At 56.7% G+C, this 12,547-nt stretch carries 8 protein-coding genes; 4 read left to right on the top strand and 4 right to left on the bottom strand.

Annotation, left to right across the window (positions count from 1 at the left end; all coding sequences use genetic code 11):
* Positions 1–37 precede the first annotated feature (37 nt).
* Complete coding sequence (locus tag ASD8599_RS07495; RefSeq protein WP_108827950.1) at positions 38–1,882, top strand: ABCB family ABC transporter ATP-binding protein/permease; 1,845 nt, start codon at positions 38–40, stop codon at positions 1,880–1,882.
* 87 nt (positions 1,883–1,969) lie between these two features.
* On the opposite strand, the gene ASD8599_RS07500 is transcribed toward ASD8599_RS07495, so the two are convergent.
* The 3 genes from ASD8599_RS07500 to ASD8599_RS07510 form a co-directional block, all read right to left on the bottom strand.
* Complete coding sequence (locus ASD8599_RS07500; RefSeq protein WP_108827951.1) at positions 1,970–2,422, bottom strand: DUF302 domain-containing protein; 453 nt, start codon at positions 2,420–2,422, stop codon at positions 1,970–1,972.
* Positions 2,423–2,587: 165 nt separating this feature from the next.
* Entirely contained in the window at positions 2,588–6,502 is a 3,915-nt protein-coding gene (locus tag ASD8599_RS07505; protein WP_108827952.1) for an efflux RND transporter permease subunit, read from the bottom strand.
* The gene (locus ASD8599_RS07510) at positions 6,499–7,794 is read right to left on the bottom strand and encodes an efflux RND transporter periplasmic adaptor subunit (protein ID WP_108827953.1); all 1,296 of its coding nucleotides are present in this window, start codon (positions 7,792–7,794) and stop codon (positions 6,499–6,501) included. Before ASD8599_RS07510 ends, ASD8599_RS07505 begins: the two co-directional genes overlap by 4 nt.
* A 340-nt stretch (positions 7,795–8,134) precedes the next feature.
* Between ASD8599_RS07510 and ASD8599_RS07515 the strand changes: the two genes are divergently transcribed.
* From ASD8599_RS07515 to der, 3 genes are all read left to right on the top strand, one after another.
* Positions 8,135–8,818 (top strand): hypothetical protein, encoded by a 684-nt coding sequence (locus ASD8599_RS07515; RefSeq protein ID WP_108827954.1) that lies wholly within the window; start codon positions 8,135–8,137, stop codon positions 8,816–8,818.
* A 62-nt stretch (positions 8,819–8,880) separates the two neighbouring features.
* On the top strand, positions 8,881–10,254 hold the full coding sequence (locus ASD8599_RS07520) for an outer membrane protein assembly factor BamB family protein (RefSeq protein WP_108827955.1): 1,374 nt from the start codon (positions 8,881–8,883) through the stop codon (positions 10,252–10,254).
* 72 nt (positions 10,255–10,326) lie between these two features.
* Positions 10,327–11,790: a ribosome biogenesis GTPase Der gene (gene der / locus ASD8599_RS07525; protein WP_108827956.1), complete on the top strand. Its 1,464-nt coding sequence runs from the start codon at positions 10,327–10,329 to the stop codon at positions 11,788–11,790.
* 44 nt (positions 11,791–11,834) lie between these two features.
* Here the strand turns inward: der and ASD8599_RS07530 are convergent, their stop codons facing one another.
* A complete protein-coding gene (locus tag ASD8599_RS07530; RefSeq protein WP_108830061.1) occupies positions 11,835–12,539 on the bottom strand; it encodes a TspO/MBR family protein in 705 nt (234 codons plus the stop codon).
* Between the last annotated feature and the right edge of the window lie 8 nt (positions 12,540–12,547).

A 12,547-nucleotide genomic window follows, 5' to 3' on the forward strand; every position in this document is an offset into this window, starting at 1 on the left:
CGGACTATGTAAGGCCTTCATGTTCCAAGGAGCCTTCATGTCGGCTGACACTTCTGCGCAGACCAATTCGCACCCCGATACTTCCCCGCAAAAAGACGCATTGGCCGAAGCTGAACGCCGCTCTGGCATGCGCACCATTCGCAAAGTGGCCCCCTATATGTGGCCTGCGGACAAGCCATGGGTGAAACAGCGCGTTGTACTGGCGATGCTGGCGTTGCTGCTGTCCAAGGTGATTTCGGTCACAACGCCGTTCTTTTACAAGTGGGCTGTGGATGCGTTGGCCGAAGGTGGGGTGTCTGTATTGGCGCTGGGGGCGATCGGTTTGACGGTGGCTTACGGGTTCGGGCGCTTGATGACCAACGGCTTTCAGCAGTTGCGGGATGCGATCTTTGCGCGGGTCGCGCAACGTGCGTTACGCTCACTGGCGCTGGAAACTTTTGAACATATTCACCGTTTGTCGATGCGCTACCATATCACGCGCAAAACCGGTGGTCTCAGCCGCATCATTGAACGTGGTGTGAAAGGCGTTGAATTCCTGTTGCGCTTTTTGCTGTTTTCCATCGGCCCGCTCATTTTGGAACTGCTGATGATCGGCGGTATCTTACTGTATTTGTTCGATATATCCTATCTGGCTGTGGTTGCAGTGACCATTGCGCTTTATGTGTGGTTTACGTTCAAAGTGACGGAATGGCGCGTGAAGCTGCGCAAGGAAATGAACGATCAGGACACCGATGCCAACCAAAAGGCCATCGACAGTCTGCTGAACTATGAAACGGTGAAATACTTTGGTGCCGAAGGGCGCGAAGCGGCGCGATACGACAAAGCGATGGAAGGCTACGAAGCTGCAGCGTTAAAGACGTCGTATTCCTTGGCTGGATTGAACTTTGGACAGTCCTTTATCATCACATCCGGTCTTGTTCTGGTCATGGTGCTGGCAGCAATGGGGGTGGAACGGGGTGAACTGACCGTAGGCGATTTTGTGATGGTCAACGCTTATATGATCCAGATCACGATGCCGTTGAACTTTTTGGGAACGGTATACCGCGAAATCCGGCAGGCGCTTGTCGACATGGGCGAAATGTTCGACTTGCTTGAGCAACCTCAAGATGTAGAGGATGCGCCGGATGCGAAGCCTTTGAAGGTGCAGGGGGGGCAAATTTCCCTTGAAGATGTGCATTTTGGCTACGACGCGGCCCGTCCGATTTTGAAAGGCGTCAGCCTGACCGCTGAGCCCGGGCAATTGGTGGCTATTGTCGGATCAACGGGTTCGGGCAAATCCACCATTGGACGGTTGTTGTTCCGGTTTTATGATGTGGGCGATGGGGCTTTGAAAATCGACGGACAAGATGTGCGTGATGTCACGCAAGACAGTCTGCACAGTGCCATTGGTGTTGTGCCGCAGGACACAGTGCTGTTCAACGACACCGTACGCTACAACATTGCTTATGGGCGTGCCGGTGCCACCCAGTCTGAAATCGAGGCTGCTGCGAAAGCTGCACAAATCCATGATTTTATCATTGGCTTGCCCGAGGGATATGAGACGCCGGTGGGCGAGCGCGGACTGAAACTGTCGGGCGGCGAAAAGCAAAGGGTTGGCATCGCACGTACGTTGTTGAAAGATCCTGCGATTTTGCTGTTGGACGAAGCGACGTCGGCATTGGACAGCGAGACGGAACAAGACATCAAAGATGCGTTGATGCAGGCGGGCCGTGGACGCACGGTTTTGACCATTGCGCACCGGCTGAGCACCATCGCCGAAGCGGATCAGATCATTGTTTTGGAAAAAGGTGAGGTGGTTGAGCGGGGCACACATGACGTGCTGCTGGCCAAAGACGGGCGTTACGCCCAGCTGTGGCACCGCCAGCAAGCCGATGAAGTATAATTTTTAGCGCAGGGTAGGGTGCGGCAAGCCGCACCTTACGATCTTGTCGCGTAAGGTGCACCTTGGTGCACCCCTTTGTGCTAAAGCTTACTCTGCGATGGCTGCGTTCGTCAGTTTGTCCAAAGCGCCCGTCATCTTTTTCAAAACCTCCGCGTCTTTTGGAATCGCATGCGTTGCGGCCATACTGCTTGGGGCATGGTAGACCACGTGCACAACGCCTTCGCCATCGGCGTATGCCACAACACGCAACGGCAGATCCAGGCCTGCGGCTTGATCTGCCAGCATCGCAGGCGTGCCCAGCTTTGGATTGCCAAACATCAACATCTGTGTGGGGCGCAAATCAGACCCTACAGAGGCAGCACCCTTGGCATGATCCACACGGGCAAACACAGTCGCTCCGGCGCCTGTGACAGCCGCTTCCAACCGGTCAATTGTAACCTCGACAGAATGTGGGCTGGTTTTGTGAACAAGCTCTGCTGCGGCGGGCAGGGCCGTGGCCACGGCGATGCTGGCGGCGCCTGCGAGTTTCGTCAATGTCATGGGATATCCTTTCCAATGTGATCGGAGGCAAAAGAACATGAAACAGATGGCTTGTCCCGTCGCCGCGCCCGACCCCACGCAAAAGTGAGCCGATATGTCAGCAAAAAGCCGCCCGTTGTGTTGGGCGGCTTTTGTTTGTTCTAACGGTGTGTTTGGATTTCTGGCCTACTCTGCCGCCTTCATGACGGGTGGCAGACCCGCTGCCCTGGATGGGCTGGGCGGATCATCAAAATCCCACAACAGCTCTGAAGCCCCTTTGCGTTTTGCATCGCGCTGCAGTGCCCAATCGCGTGCAGAACGGCTGGCCCGACCCAGCGACAGTTTTGCCAAAAGCGATGCAAACCACAAAACATAGGTGCTGGCCCAGACCCGCATCGCCAACAAGGACGGTGTCACCATCAAGGTCAGCACTGTCGCAATGCCAAGTCCGAAGACCACAGCCGTCGCCAGCTGCTTCCACCACAGCGCTGTCGGGCTATCTACGGTATACCCACCATCGGCAAAGTTCAGCGACAGGCCGAACATCATCGGTGCAAGACCCGCCATTGTGGTGATTGTGGTCAGCAAAACAGGCCGAATTCGGTCTTGTGCCGTACGAATGATCGCTTCGATGCGCGGCATGTAGCGTTCATATTCCTGATAGGTGTCGATCAGAACAATGTTGTTGTTCACCACAATTCCGGCAAGGGCCACAATCCCCGTACCGGTCATAATGATCGAGAACGGCTGGTTCATGACAATCATACCAATCAGCACACCGGCCGTTGACAAGATCACCGCGGCTAGCACCAAAATTGCGTTGTAAAAGCTGTTGAACTGCGCGAGCAGAATGATGAACATCAGACCCAAGGCGCCCATGAACGCGCGGGAAAGGAAGGCACCAGATTCAGCCTGATCCTCCTGGTCGCCCGTCCATTCATGTTCCAGCCCGTCGCTGAACGGTTTGGTGTCCAGCCATTTGGTCAGCTCTGCAATGCGTTCGTTGGCGTTGACGGGCACCATCTTGATGGTGCCTGCGTCCAGCAAGCGCGGCAGGTTCATCGCAACAGCGTCCGGTGCAACATCGATCGTATCGTAGGTGGTGCCTTCGGCGTCTTTGATCAAGCCTGCCTCACTGGGGGTGACAGTGGCCAAGGTGCGTTCGACCTCTTGGCCATCCACATCAACTGTATCGACAAGCTTGCGCAGGCCGGGGGACACATCTGCCTTCACATCGAAATATCGGGCCTGATTGACGCGGTTCACCTCTGCCAGCTTTTTGACAGGAATGCGTGTGATGAAATTGGCCAAAGGCACCAATCCGTCTGTCGTGCGCACTTTCAGCGTATCCAAAGTGCTGAGCACTCTGTCGCTTTCTGGCAAACGCACGCGAATTTCGATTTCCTCATCCGAAGTATCCACCCGCATCGTGTCCAGCAAAATGCCGCGTGTCACCAGTTGAACCATCGCACCAACCGTTGCCACATCCGCACCGTAACGGCCTGCCTTTTCCACATCCACGTCGATCTGCCAGTCGATACCGGGCAGGGGCAGGGTGTCTTCGACAAGGATCAAACCGGGGGTCGCATCAAACTTTTCGCGCGCCAACAGGGTCGAGGCCAAAAGATCGTCCCAGTTGTTGCCGCGCACGCGCAGATGGATCGGTTTTCCGCTTGCCGGCCCTTGTGCCAGATTTAAAACATCCACTTTGATACCGGGAATTTGGCTGAGTTGCGTGGTCAGCTCTGCCAGAACCGTATCACCGTCAAAGGCCACATCTTTGACTTCGCGTGTCACCACATAGTCTGTGAACGGCAGGGTGAACCATGCCTCGCGGGCATCGGGGCGCTTTTCCCACGGGATCGTTTCAAGCTGGATTTGCCCGACTGTATCTTTGGGGGCCTGCGCACCGCCTGTGTTGGCATTCAAGCCGCCTTGACCTGCAAACGCAAACGCCGTTTCGATGCCGGGGTGTTGCAAGATCACGGCCTCGGCCTGCTTTACCAAAGCGTCCTTTTCTTCCAACGACATGTTGCCGCGTGCACGCACGTAAACGATGGCTTGTTCCGGTTCGGATTCAACAAAGAATTCCACACCGTTGTTGTTGTTTGTAAAGTAGATCAGCGTGGTGCCAACAAAGACAAAAACCACACCCACCATAACAATTGGCATGATCGGGTTGCCTGCGATGGCTTCCATCACATGGCCAAAAAAGGAACGCTTGTAGCCGGATTTGACCTTGCCTTCGCGTTGTCCGATCAGGCGATGGGCGATCCAGTTTCCAACACGACCAAGCCGTGTCAGCAAAGCCAGAATACCAACAAACAGACCCGCAACACAGGCCAGAATGACGGCAAGCGCCACAACAATCATCACAACCACACCAAACGCCTTCACGAGGCTTGGCAGAACAGAACCCCAGATGTCCGTTCCATCCATGGCCCCAAAGATTTGCCCCAACAGGCCAAATAATGGCGGTCCTGCGTCCGGCATTTCTGCGGGTGGCACAAACGCCGCCCCCGAGACCAATCCGGCCACGCCTGCGAAGGCCACCAACAGTGCAAGGTGCGCCCAGAATGGCAGGCTGGCGATTGCGGTCATAGCTGCGATGATTAGGCGCTCAAGCCGTCCCAAAATCCCACCCATAACCGGCAGATAAATCAATGCCACAATCAACGATGCGCTGAGAACGAAAATCAACGTCACAGGCAACATGCCCATGAACTGGCCCGGCACACCTGGCCAGAACAACATCGGCAAGAACGCGCACAGCGTTGTCGCGGTTGATGACACAACAGGCCAGAACATGCGCTTGGCCGCGTCCGTGTAGGCTTCCATCGGGCCGACGCCTTCGGACTGGCGCTTTTCGGCGTATTCCACCACCACGATGGCGCCGTCCACCAACATACCCACGGCCAAAATCAGACCGAACATGACGATGTTGGAAATGGAAATGCCCATAACAGCAAGCAATGCAAAACACAGCAAGAACGAGGTTGGGATGGCGAAACCGACCAAAAGTGCGGCGCGGATGCCAAGGGCCGCCAACACCACAATCATAACCAAGGCAATCGCCGTCAGAACAGAACCCTGAAGCTGCTGGACCATGGAATCCACCTGACGGCTTTGGTCGTTTGACGTGCCGACGGTGACTGCAGCTTGCAAGCCATCGGGCCATTCTGCGCTTTTTTCATCAACCAGCGCTTTTACGGCTGTGGCTGTGTCGATCAGGTTGAAGCCTTTGCGTTTTACAACCTGCAACGCAACGGTGTCTTCGCCGTTAAAGCGGGCGGTGCCCTCGCGGTCCTCAAACGTCAGGTTGATGTCTGCCAAATCCCCCAAAGTGACAACGCGGTCACCATTGGTCTTTACGGGCAAGTTGTAAACATCGCGGGGTTCGTCAAAGGACGACGGGATCTTGACGGAAAAGCTGCCCTGTTCGGTGCTGACTTCGCCTGCTGCGATCAACTGGTTGTTGTTACGAACGACATTGATCAGCTCTGACGCGGTGACGTTGTAGGCTTCCAGACGCAATGGGTCGATGATGACTTCCAGCATCTCTTCGCGGTTGCCTGCGATCACAGCTTCCAGAACCGCGTCCATGCCTTCGACATTGTCCTGCAGTTCTTTGGCGACACGGGCCATTGTGCGTTCCGGCACCGGCCCTGACAGGTTTACAATGATAATGGGGAATTCGGAAAAGTTGAATTCGCCGACAGTGTATTGTTCTGCCCCTGCGGGAAAGCTGGCCTCGGCCTTGGACATGGCGTCGCGGACATCTGCCATGACTTTCGTTTTGTCCCAGCCAAATTCGAATTCAAGGATGACGTTGGCGTAGTTTTCCGCAGCCGTGCCGGTCATTTTTTTCAGACCGTCCAGATCCCCCAATTCGTTTTCCATGGGCTTGACCAGCAGGGTCTCGCTGTCGGTGGCGGAAATGCCGGGAAAGGGCAGGGACACAAACAGGGTCGGGATTTCGATGTCCGGCTCGCCCTCTTTGGGCAAGCTGATGTAGGCGACGGTTCCGACCAGAAGCGACAGCAGGATGAACGCAACAACCATTCGGGCGCGCGTTGCGGCCCAATCGACAAGACCCGTCATTGGCTAAGCTCCTCGAAGGTGGGGGCCACGCGAACACCAGCGGTGACGTATTCCTGACCGACCAGAATGACGTCGATGGTATCTGGCAATCCGGTCAACCAGACACCGTCCACGGTGTCGCGCAACAAAGACACAGGCATGAATTGCACCACTGCTTCGTCATTCAGCGTGCGCAGGCCCAAAGTGCCTTCGTTGTTCAGGGTCAACGCAGACCCAGGCAACAGGTGGGCTTTGGCCCCGTCGGCTGCAATCAGGATTTCAGCCGTTTGGCCATCGCGGATTTTCAGGTCAGGGTTGGGAATTTTGATTTCGACGCGAAAGGTGCGTGTGGTGGGGTCAGCTGATTTGCTCAGGAAAGTGACTTTGCCCTGCACATCGCCGCCAGCGGCCAAACGGGCGCCTGCCATAGCACCAACATGGATACGGTCCACTTCGGTTTCAGGCACAAAAGCCACCAGTTTGATGGGGTTCAATTGAATGACTGTGGCGCACAATGAACCGGGCTGCAAAAGGCTACCCAATTCTGCCGTGTCACTTTCCAGAAGACCCGCAAAAGGCGCTTTGATTTGAAGTCGCGTGATTTCCTTTTCCGCCGCAGCAATGGAGGCTTGCGCAGATTCGATGCCGGCGTCCGCAGATTCAATGCCAGATTGCGCGGCGCTGAGACCGGAGTTTGCAGCTTCTACACCTGCGTCTGCAGCTGCAACAGCGGCTTCGGTGCTTTTCACGCGTGTGGTTGAAGCAAATCCATCGGCGCTGAGTTTGACGGCCGCATTCTGGTTGACGCGGGCTTCATCAAGACGTGCACGAGCTTCGATCAGGCGTGCGCGGGCTTCGGGCACGCGGCTTTCAGCCTCTGCGCGGCGCGATTTGGCTTCGGTCAAACGGGCGCGAGCTTCGGCAAGCGACGCCTCGCGGGTGCCGGGATCCAGTTCGCACATCAGTTGGCCTGCTTCGATGAATGTGCCTTTTGGCAAAGGTTCGGACGTGACGGTGGCCGAGGTTTCCGCGCGCACGTCAACTTGGCGGTCTGCGCTGGTTTGGCCGCGCAGGATCACGGCGCTGTCAATTTTCTGGGCTTGCGAATGACGGGCCACAACCTTGATCAAATTGGCACTGGCTTCGGGCTTGGGCGTGTCTGCGACGGCCGTATCCGGGGCTGCTTCTTCCTGACCGGGGGGGGGAATCAGCCCTTGATCTTGCAAAAACGTGATGGCTGTTTGTCTGTCGATGATGGCAAAATATAAGATTACACCGACCACAATGGCCATGATTGCAGGGAAAATACGCATGTTATGCCTCGTGTTGGACCGCTTGAGCACCGTAATTGGCATGCCCGTTTTGTGTTTGTTGCGTGTGTACGTCTTGGGACATGTAGTGACTCAGATACGCTAAACTAACCAGTTCAGATTATTTTTTTTTGAACGGCTGTGCAACGGGGGGCACATGCGGCCAATTCGCCTGTCATAAAGGGGTGCATTTATGGGGCGATGCACGGGCGAATGCACGAACCTATGCAGGGGCCAATGTTCGCAACAAAGATCAACAGTGCAACTGACACTTGGCTTGGCTTACGTGGCGCGATAAGAGGGGCAAAAGATCGGGTGGCATCGCGCCGCTTTTGGGGGACACATGAGCGACACTGACAGTTTTATCGAAGAAGTCACAGAAGAGCTGCGCCGCGACCAGATGGTCAAAACGCTGCGCCGGTATGGCTGGGTTGTGGCCGCTGTTCTCGCTTTGATTATTGGCGGGGTTGCTTGGTCTGAATACCAAAAAGCGCAGGAACGCGCGGCTGCAGAAGCCATTGGTGACGGGCTTTTGGGGGCATTGGCGGAAGCTGATCCCACGACACGCATTTCGCAGATCGAAGGCATTGAGGCTGCCGACCCCACGGCGAAAGCCGTTGTGTCTTTTTTGAAGTCATCCAACCAAGCTGAAGCAGGTGATGTTCAGGCCGCCATCGACACGTTGCAAACTGTTGTGAACGACAATGGTGTGGCTTTGATCTACCGGCAGGTCGCACAATACAAAGCCTTGGGCCTAATGGCCGAAACGGCCACAGTCGAAGACCGCCGTCGCGGTTACGGTGATTTGGCTATTCCGGGTGGGCCACTGCGCCTGTTGGCAGAAGAACAACTGGCCTTGATTGACATTCAGGAAGGCGACGCAGATGCAGCCATCGCAAAGTTGCAATCCATTGTTGAAGACGCTGAAAGCACAGCGGACTTGCAACAACGCGCCCTACAGGTGATTGTGGCCTTGGGTGGGGAACCAGATCTAAGCGCGGTGCAAGCGCCGCCGTTGGAAAACTGATCACTTTACCCAAACGACAAGCCAGTAAGGCACAGCAAGACCGCAAAAGAGCGAGCAGAGCAATGACGAAAATGTATTCTCCTTCGGCCACGTCTCCGCATTGGATGACACCCAAGAAGGCTTTTTTGCCTTTGACGATTGCTGCAAGTCTGGTCTTGGCTGCATGTAGCGAACCCGAAATTATCTTGCCGGGCAAACGTGAAAACCTGCGATCCGTTTTGCAAGAACAAGATACAAGCGCGGAAGCCGCAGTTGTCGAAAACCAGTCGCGCGCCATTTCGTTGCCCGGACAGACACGCAATACGGCATGGGCGCAAAGCGCCGGTTCGCCGCAGTATCGCACCAATCATCCTGCCCTTGGCACATCTTTGACAAACATCTGGAGCAGCAGCATCGGCGCAGGCGACAGCCGCAAATTCCGAATTACCGCTGATCCGGTGGTCAGCGGCGGATTGATTTACACGCTTGATGCCTCATCCGTTGTGACCGCAACCAACACATCCGGTGCGACTGTTTGGAGCCAAGACATCCGGCCCGCTCGCGATTCCGAAGGCGATGGCACAGGTGGCGGTGTGACGGTTCACGATGGCACGCTTTACGTGTCGTTGGGATTTGGCGAATTGGTGGCGATGAACGCGAAATCTGGCGCTGTGAAATGGTCGCAGCAACTGGACGCCACCGGCTCGGGACGCCCGACTGTGGCTGGCAATCTGGTGTATCTGACATCTGGCGATGACACGGGCTGGGCGATTGAAGCCGACACAGGCCGCATCGCATGGCAAATTGGCGCATCCCAGGCGGTGTCCAACATCTTGGGGGCACCTGCGCCTGTGGTGACGGATGATCTGACGATCTTTGCCTTTGGGTCCGGTGAAGTGCAAGCGGTGTTCCGGCGCGGTGGCCTGCGCCGTTGGGGCGCATCCGTGCTGGGCGAACGCCCCGGGCGTGCCTTGTCCAAGGTGGATGATGTCACAGGCACACCGATGATATTTGACGGCGTGCTATATGCAGGCAACCAAGCGGGGCGCATTGTGGCGCTGGACGCCACAAGCGGGCGCAGCATCTGGGCGGCACGTGATGGTGCCGTGGGGCCGGTTTGGGCTGCGGGCGACAGTGTTTTTGCGATCACGGACACCAACGAACTGGTGCGCCTTGAAAAATCTGACGGTGCCCGTGTCTGGGCCGTTCGCTTGCCGAATTTTGTCAAAGACAAACCCAAACGCCGTTCCGAGGTCTTTGCCCATCACGGACCTGTTCTTGCAGGCGGGCGCATCATTATCGCGTCGGGTGACGGCCAGCTGCGCAGCTATGACCCGCGCGATGGCAGCCTTGTGGGCAGTGTTGAAATCCCCAGCGGCGCAACCACAGCACCTGTTGTGGCAGGCAACACCCTTTACGTTGTGGGGCGCAACGGTCAACTGCATGCTTTCCGTTAAGCGCGATCTAGTCTAAAGGCTGCGGTCTGGGCCTGAAATCTGTCAGGCCACTGTTGTAATCGGAGCGGACACATGTCCTTCACCCTCGCTATTGTCGGGCGCCCAAACGTGGGCAAATCGACGCTTTTCAACCGTCTCGTTGGCAAACGGCTTGCTTTGGTTGACGACCAACCCGGCGTCACACGCGATTTGCGTGAAGGGGCTGCACGGTTGGCGGACCTGAAATTCACCGTGATCGACACGGCGGGTCTTGAAGAGGCCACGGACGAATCCCTGCAAGGCCGGATGCGCAAGCTGACCGAAAAGGCCGTGGATATGGCGGACATCTGCTTGTTCATGATTGACGCGCGGGCAGGGGTCACGCCAACGGATCAGGTGTTTGCGGAAATCCTGCGCAAGCGCGCCGACCATGTGATTTTGGCCGCCAACAAAGGCGAAGGGGCTGCGGCGGACGCGGGCGTCATCGAAGCCTATTCGCTTGGCTTGGGCGAACCGATCCGGTTGTCTGCGGAACATGGTGAGGGTCTCAACGACCTTTATTCCCAATTGCAACCTTTGGCGGATGCATTTGAGGAGCGGGCGGACGCGGCCAGTGACACGCCTGAGACCGATGTCACAGTGGATGAAGACGAAGACGATCCCGATTACGTGCCTATGCCCACCAACGCAAAGCCCTTGCAGGTGGCGGTTGTCGGGCGTCCCAACGCGGGCAAGTCCACACTGATCAACCAGATTTTAGGTGAAGAACGCCTGCTGACGGGCCCCGAGGCCGGCATCACCCGTGACGCCATTTCCCTGCGTATGGAATGGAACGGCACGCCGATGCGGATATTCGACACCGCCGGCATGCGCAAAAAGGCCAAGGTGCAGGAAAAGCTGGAAAAGCTGAGTGTTGGTGACGGGTTGCGCGCCGTGAAGTTTGCCGAAGTTGTTGTGGTGCTTCTGGATGCGGCCATTCCGTTCGAACAACAGGATTTGCGTATTGCGGATCTGGCAGAGCGCGAAGGGCGCGCTGTGATCGTAGCGGTGAACAAATGGGACATCGAAGACGAAAAACAAAGCAAGCTAAAAGACCTGAAGGAAAGTTTTGAACGCTTGCTGCCCCAGTTACGTGGTGCGCCTTTGATTACGGTCTCTGCCAAAACGGGCCGTGGGTTGGACAGGCTGCATGATGCGATTATGCGGGCTTATGACGTGTGGAACCGCCGTGTCACGACTGCGCAATTGAACCGTTGGTTGACGGGCATGGTCGAAGCGCACCCGCCCCCCGCGCCCCAAGGCAAACGGATCAAACTGCGCTACATGACACAGGCCAAGACACGCCCTCCGGGGTTTGTGGTGATGTGTTCACATCCCGACAAAGTTCCCGAAAGCTATAGCCGCTATCTGGTGAATGGGTTGCGTTTGGATTTTGATATGCCAGGCACCCCTATTCGTCTGTATATGCGGGGCCAAAACGATGCCAACCCGTATAAGGGCCGTAAAAAGGCGCCGCCGTCCAAGCTGCGCAAACATACGGACGGGCGTCGCAAATAAGATGTAAATGTGGGGTGCACCAAGGTGCACCTTACCGCCCTGTCTTAACTGGCGCGGCAGGCGCGAACGATCGGCAGGATCAAAGCCGCAGCCCCCAGCAGTGCCAAAACAGCTACGCTGTCAAACGTGAAATCGTTTTGAACCGCGACAGCAACCAAGCCCCACGCCACAGCGATGCCATATGTCGGTGCCCGCGCCAAACGCCATTGCACCACGAAAGCCAAAACGCTTGCCAATCCGATGCAAACCCATGCCGCGATGCTTTGCGTTGTGAACCCGTACCCTGCCGCCACCAGGCCCAGTGCCACAAAGCTTGCCGCACTTAACCAACCCGCATATAGCCCCACTGGCCAACTGGCCCAAAAGGCCTGATCGCGCGGGCTGCGCCACAGCGCGACCAGCGCCGACACCAACATCACCCAGATCAGCACCGTGGCCCAAATGGGGCTTCTGATCGCCACAGGCAACCATGCAGCCCCGACGCCCATGGACACCGCCAAGGCAGGACGCATAGCGCCCCAAGCGGGATCGTCGTGATAGCGCCAAACACCGTAAGCCGCCCCCGCGAGAAGCCACAGGTAGATCACCCCCCAAATTGCAAATGCATAGCCTTCGGGTTGCACCGGAGGATCGTTTTGCGGCACCGGGAAGCGGTCGGGATCAAAGCCTCCGAACCCGGGCACCCAAAACGGGCTTAACGCAAACGCCAATGTCAAAAGGTATACTAAAATCGCGTTGCGTCTTGGCATGTGGGCTC

The sequence above is a fragment of the Ascidiaceihabitans donghaensis genome, assembly GCF_900302465.1.
In the GTDB taxonomy this organism is placed as follows: Bacteria; Pseudomonadota; Alphaproteobacteria; order Rhodobacterales; family Rhodobacteraceae; genus Ascidiaceihabitans; species Ascidiaceihabitans donghaensis.